The organism is Streptococcus sp. 27098_8_103 (assembly GCF_041432345.1).
GTDB lineage: Bacteria > Bacillota > Bacilli > Lactobacillales > Streptococcaceae > Streptococcus > Streptococcus mitis_BV.
Genome location: NZ_JAPVZK010000003.1, coordinates 1 through 21,349 on the forward strand (window position 1 = coordinate 1; position 21,349 = coordinate 21,349).

At 37.7% G+C, this 21,349-nt stretch carries 21 protein-coding genes, 1 pseudogene and 1 other annotated feature; all 22 genes and pseudogenes read left to right on the top strand.

Annotation, left to right across the window (positions count from 1 at the left end; genetic code table 11):
- The first annotated feature begins 76 nt into the window (after positions 1 to 76).
- Entirely contained in the window at positions 77 to 922 is an 846-nt protein-coding gene (locus tag O3599_RS01100) for a phosphorylcholine transferase LicD (protein ID WP_371511742.1), read from the top strand.
- A complete protein-coding gene (locus O3599_RS01105; RefSeq protein ID WP_371511743.1) occupies positions 912 to 2,015 on the top strand; it encodes a glycosyltransferase in 1,104 nt (367 codons plus the stop codon). Before O3599_RS01100 ends, O3599_RS01105 begins: the two co-directional genes overlap by 11 nt.
- Before the next feature lies 1 nt (position 2,016).
- Positions 2,017 to 3,003: a glycosyltransferase family 2 protein gene (locus tag O3599_RS01110; RefSeq protein WP_371511745.1), complete on the top strand. Its 987-nt coding sequence runs from the start codon at positions 2,017 to 2,019 to the stop codon at positions 3,001 to 3,003.
- Between the two features lie 15 nt (positions 3,004 to 3,018).
- Positions 3,019 to 4,488, top strand: a complete 1,470-nt coding sequence (locus tag O3599_RS01115) for an O-antigen polysaccharide polymerase Wzy family protein (protein WP_371511747.1) — start codon at positions 3,019 to 3,021, stop codon at positions 4,486 to 4,488.
- Entirely contained in the window at positions 4,481 to 5,515 is a 1,035-nt protein-coding gene (locus O3599_RS01120) for a prephenate dehydratase (protein ID WP_247939417.1), read from the top strand. Before O3599_RS01115 ends, O3599_RS01120 begins: the two co-directional genes overlap by 8 nt.
- Before the next feature lie 316 nt (positions 5,516 to 5,831).
- Positions 5,832 to 6,569 (top strand): adaptor protein MecA, encoded by a 738-nt coding sequence (gene mecA, locus O3599_RS01125; RefSeq protein WP_094753379.1) that lies wholly within the window; start codon positions 5,832 to 5,834, stop codon positions 6,567 to 6,569.
- A gap of 151 nt (positions 6,570 to 6,720) precedes the next feature.
- Positions 6,721 to 8,007, top strand: coding sequence for a homoserine dehydrogenase (locus tag O3599_RS01130; protein WP_247939418.1), 1,287 nt, complete (start codon positions 6,721 to 6,723; stop codon positions 8,005 to 8,007).
- Position 8,008: 1 nt separating this feature from the next.
- Positions 8,009 to 8,878, top strand: a complete 870-nt coding sequence (thrB, locus tag O3599_RS01135; RefSeq protein ID WP_247939419.1) for a homoserine kinase — start codon at positions 8,009 to 8,011, stop codon at positions 8,876 to 8,878.
- Between the two features lie 98 nt (positions 8,879 to 8,976).
- Positions 8,977 to 9,915, top strand: coding sequence for a peptide-methionine (R)-S-oxide reductase MsrB (gene msrB, locus O3599_RS01140; protein ID WP_247939420.1), 939 nt, complete (start codon positions 8,977 to 8,979; stop codon positions 9,913 to 9,915).
- A 60-nt stretch (positions 9,916 to 9,975) separates the two neighbouring features.
- The gene (locus tag O3599_RS01145; RefSeq protein ID WP_247939421.1) at positions 9,976 to 11,700 is read left to right on the top strand and encodes an ABC transporter ATP-binding protein; all 1,725 of its coding nucleotides are present in this window, start codon (positions 9,976 to 9,978) and stop codon (positions 11,698 to 11,700) included.
- Position 11,701: 1 nt separating this feature from the next.
- Positions 11,702 to 13,450 (top strand): ABC transporter ATP-binding protein, encoded by a 1,749-nt coding sequence (locus tag O3599_RS01150; RefSeq protein WP_247939422.1) that lies wholly within the window; start codon positions 11,702 to 11,704, stop codon positions 13,448 to 13,450.
- A 114-nt stretch (positions 13,451 to 13,564) separates the two neighbouring features.
- A complete protein-coding gene (locus O3599_RS01155) occupies positions 13,565 to 14,824 on the top strand; it encodes a TRZ/ATZ family protein (protein ID WP_247939423.1) in 1,260 nt (419 codons plus the stop codon).
- Between the two features lie 75 nt (positions 14,825 to 14,899).
- Positions 14,900 to 15,035: a sequence feature (ribosomal protein L10 leader region), on the top strand.
- A gap of 38 nt (positions 15,036 to 15,073) precedes the next feature.
- Positions 15,074 to 15,574: a 50S ribosomal protein L10 gene (gene rplJ / locus O3599_RS01160; protein WP_001287277.1), complete on the top strand. Its 501-nt coding sequence runs from the start codon at positions 15,074 to 15,076 to the stop codon at positions 15,572 to 15,574.
- A 72-nt stretch (positions 15,575 to 15,646) separates the two neighbouring features.
- Positions 15,647 to 16,015, top strand: a complete 369-nt coding sequence (gene rplL / locus O3599_RS01165; protein WP_001196965.1) for a 50S ribosomal protein L7/L12 — start codon at positions 15,647 to 15,649, stop codon at positions 16,013 to 16,015.
- Between the two features lie 201 nt (positions 16,016 to 16,216).
- Positions 16,217 to 16,348, top strand: a complete 132-nt coding sequence (locus O3599_RS01170) for a hypothetical protein (RefSeq protein WP_261017601.1) — start codon at positions 16,217 to 16,219, stop codon at positions 16,346 to 16,348.
- A 38-nt stretch (positions 16,349 to 16,386) separates the two neighbouring features.
- Positions 16,387 to 16,464 (top strand): annotated as a pseudogene (locus tag O3599_RS01175) (replication initiator A domain protein); the annotation flags it as partial.
- Positions 16,465 to 17,075: 611 nt separating this feature from the next.
- The gene (locus O3599_RS01180; protein ID WP_153198769.1) at positions 17,076 to 17,759 is read left to right on the top strand and encodes a response regulator transcription factor; all 684 of its coding nucleotides are present in this window, start codon (positions 17,076 to 17,078) and stop codon (positions 17,757 to 17,759) included.
- Complete coding sequence (locus O3599_RS01185) at positions 17,752 to 18,885, top strand: histidine kinase dimerization/phospho-acceptor domain-containing protein (protein WP_371511752.1); 1,134 nt, start codon at positions 17,752 to 17,754, stop codon at positions 18,883 to 18,885. The genes O3599_RS01180 and O3599_RS01185 overlap by 8 nt, the downstream gene beginning before the upstream one ends.
- Positions 18,885 to 19,091, top strand: a complete 207-nt coding sequence (locus O3599_RS01190) for a hypothetical protein (protein ID WP_261013928.1) — start codon at positions 18,885 to 18,887, stop codon at positions 19,089 to 19,091. The genes O3599_RS01185 and O3599_RS01190 overlap by 1 nt, the downstream gene beginning before the upstream one ends.
- A gap of 170 nt (positions 19,092 to 19,261) precedes the next feature.
- Complete coding sequence (locus tag O3599_RS01195; RefSeq protein ID WP_247939424.1) at positions 19,262 to 19,948, top strand: ABC transporter ATP-binding protein; 687 nt, start codon at positions 19,262 to 19,264, stop codon at positions 19,946 to 19,948.
- Positions 19,945 to 20,685 (top strand): lantibiotic ABC transporter permease, encoded by a 741-nt coding sequence (locus O3599_RS01200; RefSeq protein ID WP_371511755.1) that lies wholly within the window; start codon positions 19,945 to 19,947, stop codon positions 20,683 to 20,685. Before O3599_RS01195 ends, O3599_RS01200 begins: the two co-directional genes overlap by 4 nt.
- Complete coding sequence (locus O3599_RS01205; protein ID WP_247939426.1) at positions 20,663 to 21,325, top strand: ABC transporter permease; 663 nt, start codon at positions 20,663 to 20,665, stop codon at positions 21,323 to 21,325. The genes O3599_RS01200 and O3599_RS01205 overlap by 23 nt, the downstream gene beginning before the upstream one ends.
- The last annotated feature ends 24 nt before the right edge of the window (positions 21,326 to 21,349 follow it).

Genomic DNA, 21,349 nt, shown 5'->3' on the forward strand with positions numbered 1-21,349 from the left:
CTTTGATTTTTTACAGTCTGCAATAGATTTTCATCCCTTATTTATGGTATAATGGAACGATACGATAGAAAGAATAATGAACAATATGACTGATTTAAAAGCAATTCAGGCTCGAAGTCTGGAGATGGCTGAATATTTTGTGGCTTTTTGCAAGGAACATGATTTGCTTTGTTATCTCTGTGGAGGAGGTGCTATTGGCGCCCTTCGAAACAAGGGGTTTATTCCTTGGGACGACGACCTAGACTTTTTTATGCCCCGTAAGGACTATGAAAAATTAGCAGAATTATGGCCTCGTTATGCAGATGAGCGTTATTTCTTGTCAAAGAGTAATAAGGATTTTGTCGACCGCAATCTTTTTATTACCATTCGTGACAAGGAAACTACCTGTATCAAACCTTATCAGCAGGATTTGGATTTGCCACATGGTCTGGCCTTGGATGTTTTACCTTTGGATTATTATCCTAAAAATCCAGCTGAGCGGAAAAAGCAGGTTCACTGGGCCTTGATTTATTCTCTTTTTTGTGCGCAAACTATTCCAGAAAAACATGGCGCACTTATGAAGTGGGGAAGCCGTATTTTACTGGGGGTGACTCCCAAATCTCTTCGTTATCGCATTTGGAAAAAAGCTGAAAAAGAAATGACCAAGTACAGTCTAGCTGAGAGCGATGGAATCACGGAATTATGCTCGGGTCCTGGTTACATGAGAAATAAGTACCTAATCGAATCTTTTGAAGATAATCTCTTCTTGCCATTTGAAGAGACAGAGATGCCTATTCCAGTCGGCTATGATGCTTATCTCAGCACTGCTTTTGGGGATTATATGACACCTCCACCAGCAGACAAGCAAGTACCACATCATGATGCTGTCATCGCTGATATGGATAAGTCTTATACAGAATACAAGGGAGAATATGGTGGCTAAGAAAAAAATATTATTTTTTATGTGGTCTTTTTCTCTCGGGGGTGGAGCAGAGAAGATTCTATCTACCATTGTTTCAAATCTAGATCCAGAAAAGTATGATATTGATATTCTTGAAATGGAACATTTTGATAAGGGATACGAATCTGTTCCCAAGCATGTATGCATTTTAAAATCCCTTCAGGATTATCGCCAAGCCAGATGGATTCGAGCTCTTTTGTGGAGAATGAGAATTTATTTTCCAAGATTGACTCGTCGCTTGCTTGTAAGAGATGACTATGATGTTGAAGTTTCTTTTACTATTATGAATCCTCCACTTTTGTTCTCTAAAAGAAAAGAAGTCAAGAAAATCTCCTGGATTCATGGAAGTATCGAAGAATTTATTAAGGATAGCTCCAAAAGAGAATCACATAGACGCCAGTTGGATGCTGCGAATACCATTGTAGGAATTTCGAATAAAACCAGCAATTCTATCAAGGAAGTCTATCCAGACTATGCTTCGAAATTACGGACAGTTTACAATGGATATGATTTTCAGAGCATTCTAGAAAAATCTCAAGAGAAGATCGATATCGAGATTGCGCCTCAAAGTATCTGTACTATCGGACGGATTGAGGAAAATAAGGGTTCTGACCGTGTGGTAGAAGTGATACGATTATTACACCAAGAGGGAAAAAACTATCATCTCTACTTCATAGGGGCTGGGGATATGGAAGAGGAACTGAAAAAACGAGTTAAAGAATATGAGCTTGAAGACTATGTACATTTCCTTGGTTATCAAAAAAATCCTTATCAGTATTTATCTCAGACGAAAGTTCTCTTGTCTATGTCTAAACAAGAAGGGTTTCCTGGAGTGTATGTGGAAGCCTTGAGTCTGGGACTTCCTTTTGTCTCAACTGACGTCGGAGGGGCTGAGGAATTATCCCAAGAAGGACGATTTGGACAAATCATTGAGAGCAATCAAGAGGCAGCGCAGGCAATTATGAACTACATGACTTCTGCTTCAAACTTTGATGTTAATGAAGCCAGCCAATTCATTCAACAATTTACAATTGCCAAACAAATCGAACAAGTAGAAAAACTATTAGAGGAGTAGCATGGAAACTGCATTAATTAGTGTCATTGTGCCAGTCTATAATGTGGCGCAGTACCTAGAAAAATCGATAGCTTCCATTCAGAAGCAGACCTATCAGAATCTGGAAATCATTCTTGTTGATGATGGAGCAACGGATGAAAGTGGTCGCTTGTGTGATTCAATCGCTGAACAAGATGATAGGGTGTCAGTGCTTCATAAAAAGAATGAAGGTTTGTCGCAAGCACGAAACGATGGAATGAAACAGGCTCACGGAGATTATCTGATTTTTATTGATTCAGATGATTATATCCATCCAGCAATGATTCAGAGCTTATATGAGCAATTAATTCAAGAAGATGCGGATGTTTCGAGCTGTGGTGTCATGAATGTCTATGCTAATGATGAAAGCCCACAGTCAGCCAATCAGGATGAGTATTTTGTCTGTGATTCTCAAACATTTCTGAGGGAATACCTCATAGGTGAAAAAATACCTGGAACGATCTGCAATAAGCTAATCAAGAGAGAGATTGCAACTGCCCTATCCTTTCCAAAGGGATTGATTTATGAAGATGCTTATTATCATTTTGATTTGATCAAGTTGGCCAAGAAGTATGTGGTTAATACCAAACCCTATTATTACTATTTTCATAGAGGAGATAGTATTACGACTAAACCCTATGCAGAGAAGGATTTAGCCTATATTGATATCTACCAAAAGTTTTATAATGAAGTTGTGAAAAACTATCCTGACTTGAAAGAGGTTGCTTTTTTCAGATTGGCCTATGCCCACTTCTTTATTCTGGATAAGATGTTGCTAGATGATCAGTATAAACAGTTTGAAGCCTATGCTCAGATTCATCGTTTTTTAAAAAGCCATGCCTTTGCTATTTTTAGGAATCCAATTTTCCGTAAGGGGAGAAGAATTAGTGCTTTGGCTCTATTCATAAATATTTCCTTATACCGATTCTTATTACTAAAAAATATTGAAAAATCTAAAAAATTACATTAGAACGGGGGTGAGCAAGTGATTGATGGAAAACGATTATTATTTAGTTTGACCCTAGTCAGCTATGCCTTGACACTAGCAAGTGGAATTGTGTATCTGTTTAATAATAACAATGTTAGCTTGCTTTCTACTTTATTGTTCTTACTGGTTAGTAGCTTAATTGCTTGTTGGAATGATATCAAGTATTACTTAATCCATTTTATTTTCTTTTTAACTATTTTTGTATTTCTGGTATCAAGGCCTACCATTGATTATTTTAGGGATGGTGCTTTAGATACCTATCATCCCATAGCCTATCGCTTTGCTTTTATAGTCGTCATGGTTTCGATATTGGGATTGACCATAGGGGGGCTCCTAGCTCGCTATTTTATAGCTAGAAAGAAAATACAAGTACCCAAGATAGGAAGTTCTCTAAAAGATGTTTACATCAAGCGGTTGCGCTTTGTATCGCTAGGAGTTTTTCTTCTAACCTATCCTTTCTATTTCATTCGGTTATTTGAACGGCTCCTGTATCGCTTGCAGACTTCCTACTATGCCTACTATGCAAACTTTGAAAGTAAACTGCCTTATTTTACCTATATCTTATCAACATTTACGGTCTATGCAATGTGTATGTATTTGGCAACCAAGCCAAAGAAATTGCAGGCAACAGCAGTGCTTGTCTCCTTTATTGCAGCTAATACCATTCATTTGGCAATCGGGACACGCAATCCCTTTATTTTAAGTATTCTATTTGCTTTTGTTTATTACTTTATGCGGGAGCAAACTGAAAAAGGAAAATGGATTGGGTTTAAAGAAAAGTTGGCGATTTTTGTAGGTTCTCCTATTCTCATGTTGGCGATGGGAGTGCTCAATTATGTACGGGATAATGTCCAAGTTTCCCATACAGGATTTTGGGATATCCTGCTTGACTTTATCTATAAACAAGGGACTAGTTTTGGTGTTTTAGCTCGAGGTTTTCTATTTAACAGTAGCCTCCCTTACCGAGATTTCCGTAATTTTACTTTTGGTCCTGTTCTTGATTATTTTGCGAGGGGAAGTTTGGGGGCTATTTTCGGAGGAAAAGCCTTTGAACATACAACCAATAGTGTGGAATTAGCTATTGATAGTAATAGTTATGCCCACAATCTATCCTATCTAGTCTTGAACAAGGAATACTTGAAAGGACATGGTATTGGAAGTAGCTATATTATGGAGTTGTATACAGACTATGGTATGATAGGAGTCTTTCTACTTAGTCTCTTGCTAGGTATGTTATTCATAGCCATGCTGCAAGTAGCCTATCGTTCAAGAACAATCCTATTTACCTTGTCCCTACTCATCTTGAATAATCTATTCTTTATGCCAAGAAGTAGCTTTTCAGAAAGTTTCTTCAATCTATTTACAATGCAATTCTGGGGAATTGTTCTTGTGATTATATTCGTAGCGAAAATGCTTACAAAAGAGAACCAGTATCTACTAAACAAAGGAGAAAAAAATCATGTTTGAACATTATTCAGTAGCTGATTTGTTTGCAAATCTATACAAAAAACGAAAAGCAAATATTCTAGCTCTCATCGCTTTATTTGCTCTCATTGCTGTACCATTTACAATTAAGGCAGTTAAGAATAAAAACACTGTCAAAGACACAACAAGTTATTCAACTTATCTTAGCTATAAAATCACTCCTCCAGAAGATTCAGCTAAAACGATTTTGAATCATCAAATTGGTGGTTATAGTGATTTTTATGGGAAATTGATTGATGGAAATTTGAATGGAGCTTATCTTTTTAATGATGTAGAACCCAGTGAGTTGAAAAAAATTGCCAGTGAATTGGATACGACCGAAACAACCTTGAAAAATTCAACGAATGACTATTGGTGGAAAAAATTGACCGTCTACTATATGATTGACGATGCAGGGGTTGGTGTGAAAATTTTGACACCAAGTAAAGATGCCAATGACTTGTTGGAGCGAAAAATTGATGGGTTGATTGAGAAATTTAAACATACCTATGCAAATGTGAAAATTGAAAAATTAGAAACCATCAACTCTAAAGAATTGAATGCAAATGGTGAAACAGCGCTCGGCTTAAATGTGAAAAATCTGATTCTTCGTTTAGCTGTTATTGGAGTGGTCTGTGTGATTTTGGTTGTGATGGGAAATGTATTGGTTTATCTCTTTAATCCAACAATCAATAGAGCAGGTGATTTTTCTCAGTATCAAATTGATTTTGTAACAGAGATTACAACAATTGCTAACCTAGCAGATGTCTTGTCATACAAAAATGCTGGGCAAGAATTAACAATCGTTAGCTCAAACAAAGCTATCCTAGATAAATTGAAACAAAATCAAGAGTCTTTAAAAGGAATGCATTTTGTCGATTTACAAGATGTGCCATCGCTTTTGGAAAGAGATACAGTCCTTCTTGTTGAAGAGTACGGAGTGACTCGTTATAAGAAATTTGAGCAAAGTCTTCAAATTCTCAGAAACTTAAATCGTTCTATCCTCGGTGTAGCAAGCTTTAAACTATAAGCTTTCTGATGTATTAGGTCTTCAAAGTCGGACAAGAAGTTTGATTTTGAAGGCTTTTTCTATTTGTCTGCAGAAATTTTCTTTTATACTCAATGAAAATCAAAAAGCAAACTAGGAAGCTAGCCGTAGGCTGCTCAAAGCACCGCTTTGAGGTTGCAGATAAAGCTGACGTGGTTTGAAGAGATTTTCGAAGAGTATTAGAGTCTTCTACAGAAGTTACCCTATGGAAAATCTATCCCGACAGAGGAGCCTTCTTTTGATAAAATCGTAAAAATCTAGTATAATAGATAGAACTGAAAGTATGAGGTTACTAGCAATGAAAATGAAACAAATCAGTGATACAACTTTAAAAATCACGATGTCTTTAGAGGATTTGATGGATCGAGGAATGGAGATTGCTGACTTTCTCGTCCCTCAAGAAAAAACAGAAGAGTTCTTTTATGCTATCTTGGATGAGTTAGAGATGCCTGAGAGCTTTCTAGATACAGGTATGTTGAGCTTCCGTGTGACTCCAAAACCTGATAAGGTAGATGTCTTTGTAACCAAATCAAAGATTGACCAAAATCTAGATTTTGAAGACTTATCGGATTTACCAGATATGGAAGAATTGGCTCAAATGTCGCCAGATGAATTTATCAAAACCTTGGAAAAAAGCATCGCAGACAAAACTAAGGATGATATCGAAGCGATTCAATCTCTAGAGCAAGTCGAAGCTAAGGAAGAAGAGCAAGAGCAGGCTGAACAAGAAGCTGAGAGCAAGAAAGAGCCTTACATCTATTACATCCTTTCTTTTGCTAAGTTGGCTGACTTGGTGGCTTTTGCCCAGACAGTGACTTTTGAGATGGAAACTTCTGAACTCTACAAGATGAATGAGCGCTATTATTTGACCATTTTAGTGGATATTGAAAATCATCCAAGTCCATATCCAGCTTGGCTGTTGGCTCGTATGCGTGAGTTTGCGGACGATAGTGATATCAGTCGTTCAGTCTTGCAGGAGTATGGTCAAGTCTTGATGAATCATGATGCAGTGCTCAATCTACAAAAGATTGGATAATCATTTCTGGAAAGCTATTTCTAGATTTTAAGAAGAGCGAATCATCAGATTCGTTTTTTCTTTTCTAGACTGAAATAGTGATTTACTATAATAGAAATTTTCACAAAATTCTGTTATAATGGCTATATTAGAAAATTTCGAGGAGACAAACATGACAGTTAAAATTGCTTTACTAGGATTTGGTACCGTTGCAAGTGGTGTGCCTTTCCTCCTAAAGGAAAATGGAGAAAAAATCAATCAATCAGCACATTCAGAGATTGAAGTTGCTAAGGTGTTGGTCAAGGATGAAGATGAGAAAAATCGCTTGCTTGCAGCAGGGAATGACTTTAACTTTGTAACCAATGTGGATGACATTTTGTCAGATCAAGACATTACGATTGTAGTGGAATTGATGGGGCGTATCGAACCTGCTAAAACCTTTATCACTCGTGCCTTGGAGTCTGGCAAACACGTTGTGACTGCTAACAAGGACCTTTTGGCTGTCCATGGTGCAGAATTGTTAGAAATCGCTAAAGAGCATAATGTAGCACTTTACTACGAAGCAGCAGTAGCTGGTGGGATTCCAATTCTTCGTACCTTGGCAAATTCCTTAGCTTCTGACAAAATCACTCGTGTCCTTGGCGTGGTCAACGGAACTTCCAACTTCATGATGACCAAGATGGTCGAAGAAGGCTGGTCTTACGATGATGCTCTTGCCGAAGCGCAAAGACTTGGATTTGCAGAAAGTGACCCAACAAATGACGTAGATGGGATTGATGCAGCCTACAAGATGGTGATTTTGAGCCAATTTGCCTTTGGCATGAAGGTTGCATTTGACGATGTAGCCCACAAGGGAATCCGCAACATCACACCAGAAGATGTAGCTGTGGCTCAAGAGCTTGGTTATGTAGTGAAATTGGTTGGTTCTATCGAGGAAACTCCTTCAGGAATTGCTGCAGAAGTGACTCCAACCTTCCTTCCTAAAGCGCATCCACTTGCCAGTGTGAATGGAGTAATGAACGCTGTCTTTGTAGAATCTATCGGTATCGGTGAGTCTATGTACTACGGACCAGGTGCTGGTCAAAAACCAACTGCAACAAGTGTTGTAGCAGATATTGTCCGTATCGTTCGTCGTTTGAATGATGGAACAATTGGTAAAGACTTCAACGAATACAGTCGTGATTTGGTCTTGGCTAATCCTGAGGATGTTAAAGCTAATTACTACTTCTCAATCTTGGCACCAGACTCAAAAGGTCAGGTCTTAAAATTGGCTGAAATCTTCAACGCTCAAGATATTTCCTTCAAGCAAATCCTACAAGATGGCAAAGAGGGTGACAAGGCGCGTGTTGTGATCATCACACACAAGATTAATAAAGCCCAACTTGAAAATGTCTCAGCTGAATTGAAGAAGGTTTCAGAATTCGACCTCTTGAATACCTTCAAGGTGCTAGGAGAATAAGATGAAGATTATTGTACCTGCAACCAGTGCCAATATCGGGCCAGGATTTGACTCGGTCGGTGTAGCTGTAACCAAGTATCTTCAAATTGAGGTCTGTGAAGAACGAGATGAGTGGTTGATTGAACACCAGATTGGTAAATGGATTCCTCATGACGAGCGTAATCTCTTGCTCAAAATCGCTTTGCAAATTGTACCAGACTTGCAACCGAGACGCTTGAAAATGACTAGTAATGTTCCCTTGGCGCGTGGTTTGGGTTCTTCCAGCTCGGTTATTGTTGCTGGGATTGAACTAGCCAACCAACTGGGTCAGCTCAACTTATCAGACCATGAAAAATTGCAGTTAGCGACTAAGATTGAAGGACATCCAGACAATGTGGCTCCAGCCATTTATGGTAATCTGGTTATTGCAAGTTCCGTTGACGGGCAAGTCTCTGCTATCGTGGCTGACTTCCCAGAGTGTGATTTCCTAGCCTACATTCCTAACTATGAATTACGCACTCGAGATAGCCGTGGTGTCTTACCTAAGAAATTATCTTACAAGGAAGCTGTCGCTGCCAGTTCTATCGCCAATGTAGCTGTCGCAGCCTTGTTGGCAGGAGATATGGTGACAGCTGGACAAGCAATCGAGGGAGACCTCTTCCACGAACTCTATCGTCAGGACTTGGTGAGAGAATTTGCGACGATCAAGCAAGTAGCCAAAGAGAATGGTGCCTATGCAACCTACCTCTCTGGTGCTGGGCCGACAGTTATGGTTTTGGCTTCTCATGACAAGATGCCAACGATTAAGGTAGAATTGGAAAAGCACCCCTTCAAAGGAAAACTTCATGACTTGAAGGTTGATACCCAAGGTGTCCGTGTAGAAGCAAAATAAAGAATAGAAGATAGGATGGGGAAACTCTCGACCAGAGGGCTTCCTATCCTTTTTTTGAAAAGAATTCGAGTTAAAAACTTGATAAAGGAGAAATAAAGATGGCAGAAATTTATCTAGCAGGTGGTTGTTTTTGGGGCTTAGAGGAGTATTTTTCACGTATTTCTGGAGTGCTAGCAACCAGTGTTGGCTACGCTAATGGTCAAGTCGAAACGACCAATTACCAGTTGCTCAAAGAAACAGACCATGCAGAAACGGTTCAAGTAATTTACGATGAGAAGGTAGTCTCACTCAGAGAAATTTTACTTTATTATTTCCGTGTTATTGATCCATTATCAGTCAATCAACAAGGAAATGACCGTGGTCGCCAATATCGGACCGGGATTTATTACCAGGATGAAGCAGACTTGCCAACTATCTATACAGTGGTGCAGGAGCAGGAGCGCATGCTTGGGCGAAAGATTGCAGTAGAGGTGGAGAAACTTCGCCACTATATTTTAGCTGAAGATTACCACCAAGACTATCTGAAGAAGAATCCTTCAGGTTACTGTCATATCGATGTGACCGATGCTGAGAAGCCATTGATTGATGCCTCTCACTATGAAAAGCCTAGTCAAGAGGTGTTAAAGAAAAGCTTGACCGAAGAGTCCTATCGTGTTACCCAAGAAGCTGCTACAGAGGCTCCATTTAGCAATGCCTATGACCAAACCTTTGAAGAAGGGATTTATGTAGATATTACGACGGGTGAGCCACTCTTTTTTGCCAAGGATAAGTTTGCCTCAGGCTGTGGTTGGCCAAGTTTTAGCCGTCCGATTTCCAAGGAATTGATTCATTATTACAAGGATCTGAGTCATGGAATGGAGCGAATCGAGGTTCGTTCTCGTTCAGGCAATGCTCACTTGGGTCATGTTTTCACAGATGGACCTCGGGAGTTAGGTGGCCTGCGTTACTGTATTAATTCTGCATCCTTGCGTTTTGTATCCAAGGATGAGATGGAAGAAGCAGGATATGGCTATCTACTACCTTACTTAAGCAAATAAATCAGAGATGGTGGGTGCTTCCCACTTTCTTTATTTCCAGAATACGAATAGAAGGGATTTATGAAACACCTATTATCTTACTTCAAACCCTATATCAAGGAATCGATTTTAGCTCCCTTATTCAAGCTGTTAGAAGCTGTTTTTGAGCTCTTGGTTCCCATGGTGATTGCTGGGATTGTTGACCAATCTTTACCTCAGGGAGATCAAGGACATCTCTGGATGCAGATTGGCATACTCTTTATCTTTGCAGTGATTGGCGTTTTAGTGGCCTTAATAGCCCAGTTCTACTCAGCTAAGGCTGCGGTTGGATTTGCCAAAGGACTGACAGATGATCTCTATCGTCATATTCTTTCCTTGCCCAAGGATAGCAGAGACCGCCTGACCACTTCTAGTTTGGTGACTCGCTTGACTTCGGACACCTATCAGATTCAGACTGGGATCAATCAATTCTTGCGCCTCTTTTTGCGAGCACCTATTATCGTTTTTGGAGCCATTTTTATGGCCTATCGCATTTCAGCTGAGCTGACTTTCTGGTTCTTGGTCATGGTTGTCATTTTGACCATTGTTATTGTAGGGTTCTCTCGACTGGTCAATCCTCTCTACAGTAGTCTCAGAAAGAAAACGGACCAACTGGTTCAAGAAACGCGTCAGCAAATACAAGGTATGCGCGTTATTCGTGCTTTTGGTCAAGAAAAACGAGAGTTACATATTTTTCAAACCCTTAACCAAGTCTATGCTAGATTACAAGAAAAGACAGGTTTCTGGTCCAGTTTATTAACACCCCTGACCTATCTGATTGTCAATGGAACTCTCCTCGTTATTATCTGGCAGGGATATGTTTCAATTCAGGGAGGTTTACTCAGTCAAGGTGCTCTCATTGCCCTTATTAATTATCTCCTACAGATCTTGGTGGAATTGGTCAAGCTTGCCATGCTGATCAATTCCCTCAACCAGTCCTATATCTCAGCTAAGCGAATTGAGGAAGTCTTTGCCGAAGCTCCAGAAGACATCCATTCAGAATTAGAGAAAAAGCAAGTTACCAGAAATCAGGTTTTACAAGTTCAAGAACTGACCTTTACCTATCCTGATGCGGCCCAGCCTTCTCTGAGAGACATTTCTTTTGATATGAAGCAAGGGCAAATCCTTGGTATCATTGGGGGAACAGGTTCTGGTAAATCAAGTTTGGTGCAACTCATTCTTGGACTTTATCCAGCAGACAAGGGGAGCATTGACCTTTATCGAGATGGATCTAGTCCTCGTAATTTAGAGGAGTGGCGGTCTTGGATTGCCTATGTGCCCCAAAAAGTCGAACTCTTTAAGGGAAGCATTCGTTCCAACTTGACTCTAGGTTTACATCAAGAAGTAACTGACCAAGAACTCTGGCAGGCCTTGGAAATTGCACAAGCCAAGGATTTTGTCAGTGAAAAGGAAGGACTCTTGGATGCCCTAGTTGAGGCAGGAGGTCGAAATTTCTCAGGTGGACAAAAACAAAGGCTGTCTATTGCTCGCGCAGTTTTGCGCCAGGCTCCGTTTCTCATCTTAGATGATGCGACTTCGGCCCTCGACACCATTACCGAGTCCAAGCTCTTGAAAGCTATTCGAGAAAATTTGCCAAATACGAGCTTAATCTTGATCTCTCAACGAACCTCGACTTTACAGATGGCTGACCAGATTCTCCTCTTGGAAAAAGGTGAGCTTTTAGCTATCGGCAAGCACGAGGACTTGATGAAGTCCAGTCAAGTCTATCGCGAAATCAATGCATCTCAACGTGGAAAGGAGGACTAGTATGAGACGACAAACTGCAAACCAGACGCTCACACGTTTGGCAAAAGATTTAGCAAGCCATCCCTTCCTCCTTTTCCTAGCTTTTCTAGGAACCATTGCCCAGATAGGATTATCAATCTACCTACCTATCTTGATTGGGCAGGTCATTGACCAAGTCCTGGTGGCTGGTTCTTCACCAGTTTTTTGGCAGATTTTTCTCCAAATGATCTTGGTAGTCATAGGAAATACCCTGGTGCAGTGGGTCAATCCTCTCCTCTATAATCGCCTAATTTTCTCTTATACCAGAGACTTGCGAGAGCGAATCATCCATAAGCTCCATCGGTTACCGATTGCCTTTGTGGATCGACAAGGAAGTGGAGAAATGGTCAGTCGTGTAACCACGGACATAGAACAGTTGGCAGCTGGCTTGACCATGATTTTTAACCAATTTTTCATTGGTGTCTTGATGATTTTGGTTAGCATTCTAGCCATGCTTCAAATTCATCTCCTCATGACTCTCTTAGTCTTATTGTTGACGCCACTGTCTATGGTAATCTCACGCTTTATTGCCAAGAGGTCTTATCATCTCTTCCAAAAGCAAACAGAGACAAGGGGGATTCAGACACAATTAATTGAAGAATCGCTTAGCCAGCAGAATATTATCCAGTCCTTCAATGCTCAGGAAGAGTTTATACAAAGGCTGCACGAGACTAATGACAACTATGCAGGTTATTCGCAGTCAGCCATCTTTTATTCATCAACGGTCAATCCTTCGACTCGCTTTGTCAATGCACTCATTTATGCTGTTCTTGCTGGAGTAGGAGCTTATCGTATCATGATGGGTTCAACCTTTACCATTGGGCGCTTAGTGACCTTTTTGAACTATGTTCAACAATACACCAAGCCTTTTAACGATATTTCTTCAGTACTAGCTGAGTTACAAAGTGCTCTAGCTTGTGCAGAGCGTGTCTATGCTGTCTTAGAAAGTCCTGAGGTGGCTGAAACAGGTAAGGAAGTCTTGACCAGTGACCAAGTTAAGGGAGCCATTTCCTTTAAACAGGTCTCTTTTGGCTACCATCCTGAAAAGATTTTGATTAAGGATTTATCTATTGATATTCCAGCTGGTAGCAAAGTGGCTATTGTTGGTCCGACAGGTGCAGGAAAATCAACCCTTATCAATCTCCTCATGCGTTTTTATCCCATTGACTCAGGAGATATCTTGCTGGATGGGAAATCCATTTATGACTATAGTCGTGCCTCCTTACGCCAGCAGTTTGGTATGGTCCTCCAAGAAACCTGGCTCAAGCAAGGGACTATTCATGACAATATTGCCTTTGGAAACCCTGATGCCAGTCGGGAGCAAGTGATTGCTGCTGCCAAAGCAGCCAATGCCGACTTTTTCATCCAACAGTTACCTCAAGGTTATGATACCAAGTTGGAAAATGCTGGAGAATCTCTCTCTGTCGGTCAAGCCCAACTCTTGACCATCGCTCGAGTCTTTCTAGCTATCCCTAAGATTCTTATCTTAGACGAGGCAACTTCCTCCATCGATACACGGACAGAAGTGCTAGTTCAGGATGCATTTGCTAAACTCATGAAGGGGCGTACAAGCTTTATCATTGCTCACCGTTTGTCAACTATTCAGGATGCAGATTTGATTCTTGTCTTGGTGGATGGCGATATTGTGGAGCATGGCAATCATCAGGACCTCATGGCTAGAAAAGGCAAGTATTACCAAATGCAGCAAGCTGCAGCTTTTAGCTCAGAATAAGCCTTCCTATTTTAAAATCTTATGGACGAAAAAAGTTGCCTTCGGGTGACTTTTTTGTTACAATAGCTAGAAAAATTATTCACTGTAAATTGTCTTTTAGAAAAGGAGCCTAGTATGAAAGTCTTTCAGCATGTAAATATCGTGACTTGTGACCAAGATTTCCATGTTTATTTGGATGGAATCTTAGCAGTTAAGGATTCTCAAATCGTCTATGTTGGTCAAGAGAAGTCAGAGATTTTAGAGCAAGCTGAGCAGATTATAGACTATCAGGGAGCCTGGATTATGCCTGGTTTGGTTAATTGCCACACACACTCTGCTATGACAGGATTGAGAGGAGTCCGAGATGATAGTAATCTTCATGAATGGCTCAATGACTATATCTGGCCAGCAGAAGCTGAGTTTACTCCTGACATGACTACTAAGGCGGTTAAAGAAGCTCTGACAGAGATGCTCCAGTCAGGAACAACAACCTTTAATGATATGTATAATCCCAATGGTGTGGATATTGAGAGGATTTATCAGGCAATGAAAGATTCCAAGATGCGTTGTTATTTCTCACCTACCCTCTTTTCTTCTGAGGCGGAGACAACTGATGAAACTATAAGCAGAACTCGAGCAATCATTGAAGAAATTATTGGATATAAAAATCCAAATTTCAAGGTGATGGTAGCCCCACATTCTCCCTACAGCTGTAGTAGAGACTTGCTGGAAGAAAGCTTGGATATGGCAAAAGAACTGAATATTCCTATCCATATCCATGTGGCGGAGACCAAGGAGGAGTCAGGCATTATCCTGAAACGATACGGCAAACGCCCCCTCGCCTTTCTTGAAGAACTGGGTTACTTAGATCATCCGTCTGTCTTTGCTCACGGGGTCGAATTAAACGAGAGAGAAATTGAACGCTTGGCAACTTCTCAAGTGTCTATTGCCCACAATCCTATTAGTAACCTCAAACTGGCATCAGGGATTGCTCCTATCATTCAACTGCAAAAAGCAGGAGTAGCAGTCGGAATTGCGACGGATTCGGTTGCCTCCAATAACAACCTTGATATGTTTGAGGAAGGACGGACTGCAGCCCTTCTTCAGAAGATGAAAAGTGGGGATGCCAGCCAATTCCCAATCGAAACAGCCCTCAAGGCACTGACAATCGAAGGGGCTAAGGTCATAGGAATGGAAAATCAGATAGGAAGTCTGGAAGTTGGCAAGCAAGCAGATTTTCTGGTCATCCAACCACAAGGCAAAATTCATCTCCAACCTCAGGAAAATATGCTTTCTCATCTCGTCTATGCTGTTAAATCCAGTGATGTTGATGATGTCTATATCGGCGGAGAACAGGTTGTTAAGCAAGGTCAAGTCCTAACAGTAGAAATTTAAAAGAAAAATCACGAAAAATTTTAAAAAAAGTTTGTAAAAATCTTGCATTCTTTTTTTGACTATGCTATACTTATATACGGTTTGAAAAAACTGCCTAAGACAGTAGGGGAGCTCGACTCATAAATATCCTACCGAGGACAAAACGTATCATGTAAAAAGAAGCGTATTGTACTTTCGTGTCTAGGTTTGGGCGCGTTTTTCTTTTGAAAAATTTCCCCAAGCAAAATAATTACGGAGGTGAACACACTAATGAGTGAAGCAATTATTGCTAAAAAAGCGGAACTAGTTGACGTAGTAGCTGAGAAAATGAAAGCTGCTGCATCTATCGTCGTTGTAGACGCTCGTGGTTTGACAGTTGAGCAAGATACAGTTCTTCGTCGTGAGCTTCGTGGAAGCGAAGTTGAGTATAAAGTGATTAAAAACTCAATCTTGCGTCGTGCAGCTGAAAAAGCTGGTCTTGAAGATCTTGCATCTGTATTTGTTGGACCATCTGCAGTAGCATTTTCTAACGAAGATGTTATCGCACCAGCGAAAATCTTGAACGACTTTTCTAAAAACGCTGAAGCACTTGAAATCAAAGGTGGTGCAATCGAAGGCGCTGTCGCATCTAAAGAAGAGATTCTTGCACTTGCAACTCTTCCAAACCGCGAAGGACTTCTTTCTATGCTCCTTTCTGTACTTCAAGCGCCAGTGCGCAACGTTGCTCTTGCAGTCAAAGCGGTTGCAGACAACAAAGAAGACGCAGCTTAATCTTAAGCTACGCAGCGTAGCCTAGCTACGAAAATCTATTATAAATTTAAAACATATTTGGAGGAAATAACAATGGCATTGAACATTGAAAACATTATTGCTGAAATTAAAGAAGCTTCAATCCTTGAATTGAACGACCTTGTAAAAGCTATCGAAGAAGAATTTGGTGTAACTGCAGCTGCTCCTGTAGCTGTTGCTGCAGCTGGTGCTGCTGACGCTGGTGCTGCTAAAGATTCATTCGACGTTGAATTGACATCTGCAGGCGACAAAAAAGTTGGCGTTATCAAAGTTGTACGTGAAATCACAGGTCTTGGTCTTAAAGAAGCTAAAGAACTTGTTGACGGTGCACCAGCACTTGTTAAAGAAGGCGTTGCAACTGCAGAAGCTGAAGAAATCAAAGCTAAATTGGAAGAAGCTGGAGCTTCAGTTACTCTTAAATAAGAGGCATATACCAATTAGAAATCGGAATACTATAGTATCAGCCTTTTAGAATCGTGAACACATTTTAGAAACTGATAAATTAATTTAGTTTCCTACCAAAAACCCTACCAAAAATTAATTTGGCAGGGTTTTTCTTTTTAACAAATTTATCGTGGAGAACAATTGAATATTGTTCTCCTTTTTTTATTTTCAGGAGGGAAAATGACAAAAGAATTACAATCATCACGCTATATTGTCATTTCATTTTTAGTACGTGAAATGGGAATTGATATTGTTGAAGCCATCTCTCGTATGGCTGAATTAGAAAAAAGTGGCTTGGTTCGATTGGAATAAAGTGGAGATTTAATACTCAAAGAACTTGGAGGGGCGCTATGAAACGAATTACCGCAAATCAATACCAAACTTCAGAACGGTATTATAAATTACCTAAAATTCTTTTTGAGAATGAGGAGGATAGGAATACTCAACCTATCTTGAAAAGAAAAGTTGAAAAGGTCACATTTCTTTATCATTTTTAACCTTGCTTTACTTGTCTTGGCAGGCTGGGCTGGGCATAAGTGGAAGAAGGGATAGAAAATAATCTGAACAAGTTCAAAACGTATTCCGTTTTTTTAGGACATGAAAAATTTTAGAAATTGATTCTTTCTTAAATTTGAATTTCACTAGTAGTGTAAAGATGATTTTTTCTCTGAATAAAATCTGAATTTTCTCTGATACAATCTCAAATGTCAAGGTTCAATAATTGTTGCTTCAGTAGGTGATGAGGGTCTAGATTAAAATAATCAAGAAGCATTGAAACATTACGTTGGAGAACTTAAGGGGGAGGATTATTCACATATAGATGGGAAAGTTATGGTTATTTCTGCTGGATAAGAAATGATATTGATGGCACTCAAATTATATTATTAAATATTACGAATTTTGTTCAAGATAGTGTAAAATAGATTTATACTAGTTTCTAAAAATTTAATTTACATTACAAACTGATGTATTGAGACTATTCTTTGTCAGAAATACGGAGCATTGCAGGTAGTTCTCTAAAATTTTTTGAGGTGATAGAATGTATAAGATATTAGTTGTAGATGACGATTTTGAAATTTTGAAATTGATGCGAACTATTTTAGAGATGAAAAACTATCAGGTAACGACGTATCAAGAAGTGACTGCACCAATCAATATTAATAATTTCAAAGGATTTGATTTGATTTTATTAGATGTAATGATGCCTAATATAGATGGTATGCAAATTTGTAAGCAGATTAGAAATAAAGTAAGCTCCCCTATTATTTTTGTTAGTGCAAAAGACACCGAAGATGATATAGTATCAGGATTGAATTTAGGAGGAGATGACTATATTACAAAACCTTTCAGCATCAATCAATTAATTGCTAAAGTTGCTGCAAATCTCAAACGAGAAGAACGATACAAACAAGGTGAATTAAGTAATCAAATTGTTCGAGAATTATCCCCAATAACGATTTATTTACAAGAAAAAATTGTTTGTATTAATGGAGATAGTCTTGCTTTTACAAGTAGGGAATATGATATCATAGAGCTATTATCTAGCAATCCAAGAAAAATTTTTACTGTACAAGATATATATGAAAATGTTTATGATGATGATGCTGAAACCCTCTTTCGTTCAATATCTGAGTATATCTATCAAATAAGATTAAAATTCTCATCGTATGGAATTAATCCTATAAAAACAGTTAGAGGTATGGGATACAAGTGGCATGAGTAAGAAGAGTACAATTAGAGGACGCATAATAAGGACTGTTTTAGAACTAGTAACAGGTACGTTACTGAGTATACTTTTATTTTTTATATTTACTTATTTACTTGTTTTTACTGGACAATTAAATGTATACGGCTCTAAAATGGAAATTTCAGTGAGTGATAGCAGCAATTTAAGTGATGTAGTCCAAGCAATGAATAACTCTATATTTGACTATGTTGTATTTAATCGCAAGACGGGTACAATTGAAGAGGGCAACTATCAAAAAAAGGATTTGCCAGCCTATCGAGAAGTTTTTGCTAAAAATGAATCCATAAGTAATGATGCAGTGTATTATGGGTATTACGCTAATTCAGAGATTGTACTTACTGTCAGGCAACCCATGATACCTGAGTTTGTTAATCCGAATTTGCGTCACTTTTCATTTAATCTATTTTCTTATTTATTTTTCTTCGTTATCGAAACAATTTTACTCATTTGGTCACTTACAAGATTAATAAAAGAATTTTCAAATAATTTTCTCCTCATACAAAAAAAGACTTTAAACATGGGACAGTTAACATTTAAAGATAAAAACATTCCTGCTCAAATACAAGAGTTCGATGAAATTCTTTCTGTATTATATCAAAAGGACGACGAGTTAACTAATTTACTCAAATCAGAGAGAAGGGAGAAGGAAGATTTATCTTTTCAAGTTGGTGCATTAGCTCATGATGTAAAAACTCCTTTAACAGTACTAAAGGGAAATTTAGAGTTGCTTGAATTAACTAACTTGACTGTTCAACAGAAGGAATACACTCAGTCAATGAATAACAGTATAGTAGTTTTTGAAAGATACTTTAGTTCAATGATTGATTATTCAAGATTACTAATTGAAGATAAAGATTATGGAGAACAGATACATTTATCCGAATTTTTAAGTGAGCTGTCAGTAGAAGCGAAATCTGTAATGAATAATGCAAAGGTTGATTTCAAAATTATTAATACTACAAAATTAATATTTTTTAAGGGAAATCGCTTTAATTTAAATCGGGCATTAATTAACATTTTAGCAAATGCAGCAAGATATAGTTCTGGAGAAAAAAAGTTACGCTTACTATCATTGAGGAAACAGAGTATATTAATTTTGTAGTGTGGAATAATGGTCTGCCTTTTACTGAACAGTCCTTATTAAATGCAGATAAGTTATTTTATACTGAGAATAAAGGTAGGAATAATAAGCACTATGGTTTAGGGTTAGCATTTGCTAAACAAGTTGCAACTAGACATTTAGGAGAATTGTTTTTATCAAATCCAGATAGAGGTGGCGCTCAAGTGACGTTGCTTATTAAAAAATAATTCTGTAAGGATATATTAGATAGCTTCCATATAATAGTTATGTATAAAAATAGATGGTTTTCTAAATTGAGGACTGTCTATTTTTTTAATTTTGTAAAATTGGAAATTCTGAACAAATTTTGAAAAATAAAGTATAACATACAAGTATAAAACAAGGAGGAATTATAGTTATGAATATACAAGTTCAAAAACTTAGAAAATCATATAAGGATAGAGAAGTACTGAAAAATATTTCTTTTGAAATAAAAGAGGGGAGTATTTGTGGATTATTAGGTATTAATGGTGCAGGAAAATCAACAATTATGAAGATTATTTTTGGTCTTGAAAATGCTGATAGTGGTACGGTTATTTTTAATGGGAAAAAAAATGCGTGTATATATGAGATTGGAGCTCTTATTGAAACTCCAGCTATCTACATGAACTTATCTGCTTATGATAACTTAAAAACAAGAGCATTGTTATATGACATTTCTGACGAACGAATTAATGAAGTATTAAACTTGATTGGGCTATCTAATACGGGAAAGAAAAAAGCAGGGAGCTTTTCTTTAGGTATGAAACAACGTTTGGGATTAGGTATGGCAATAATTACTAGTCCAGATTTGCTCATTTTAGATGAACCTACCAATGGATTGGATCCAGATGGTATAAAGGAATTGTTGAATTTAATGATTTCTTTAAAGAAATCAGGAATGACAATTCTTTTATCTAGCCATCAACTGTATGAAGTTAGTAAAGTGGCAGATAAAGTTGTTATTTTACATGATGGTCAAATTTTTTACGATGGTTCGAATGTTCAAAGTGATGATTTAGAATCTTTATTTATAAGAATTGTTCATGGAGGTGACGCAATATGATAAAAATATTTAAATCAGAATGGTTAAAACAGCGAAAAAATACATCCAAAAAATTCTTGATAATAGCTCTTGGATTGTCGATTTTAATAGCTGTATTACTTGTTGGACCGAGTATTCTAGAAAGTTTTTCAATATATTGGTGGGAAGCCGTCTTTTTGTACACGCTTATTGGATTGTTATTTTTATATGATTATAAAGCAGAAGAAGCTGCAGGAAACTTCCAGAATATATACTTTCGAAATGATAGCATAAAAATATATATCGTAAAGATACTTTTAAAATTAAAAGATTTACTCATTTCGAACGTATGGTTTTTAGCTATATTATTATTTACAAGTAATTTTTTGTATGGCGACTTAATATCATTGAATATAATTGGTGACTTAATTTGTTTAGTACTTATTTCGATAACATCCATATGGGTATTGCCACTCTTGTATCTATTTTCGAAACAGATCAACCCCTATATCTTAGTATCTATTAACTCCTTGATTTGTTTTTTGGTTGCACCTTTTATCGCTCAAAGTAGCTTTTGGTTCTTCTTTCCTTTTACATATCATTATAAAATTGCTTATAGTCTTATGTATATAAAACCGTCAGGAGATTTAGATTTAACAAATCATGTAACAGACGTTAAAATGGTAGTATTTACCGTATTTCTATCATTGATTCTATTTATTGTTTCTTTGTTAATGTTAAATTGGAGGTTAAGTAATGATCCAATTGCTAAAAAGTGAAATGATTAAATTTAAAGATTCGTATCAACTATACATTATTTTGATTTTGTCTACTATACAACTATTGACAATTCCAATTTACATATTATCTGTAAATAACACGATTGTATTGGAAAATATTATCTTTTTACCCATGTTAGGCTATTGTATGATAACTACGATAATCACTTTATTAGTATCTGAACAAGAAATCAATGCTAATAATTATCAGAATATTAAAGGCTCGAGAAATACAGCCAGTATATGGGGAGCGAAAATTTTTGTGTTAGATTTACTATTATCTTTACTCACTATTCCTTTATGGGTAGTTGTAGGTATAGAGTTAGAACACTTTTCATATTATTTTTACGTAGGAATAGTTAGTTGGTTATTACTAATATTGCTAAATCATTTCCACATGCTATTGACATTGTTTATTGCGAAAGGTGGCAATTTACTTATTGCTGTTGTAGAAAGTTTATTTATATTATTTGCAACAAATAAAGTTTTTCTTAATATTTTTTGGATTCCAGTAATTTTGCCAGTTAATATAATTTTAGAAAATAATTTTAGAAGCACAACCTATTTATTGGCTTTAATTTTTTATGTTTTATTATTGTTTGTTGCTAATTTAGTAGTTGTAAGCAGAAAAGGTGTTTAATTATATACTATGATTGAAATGAAG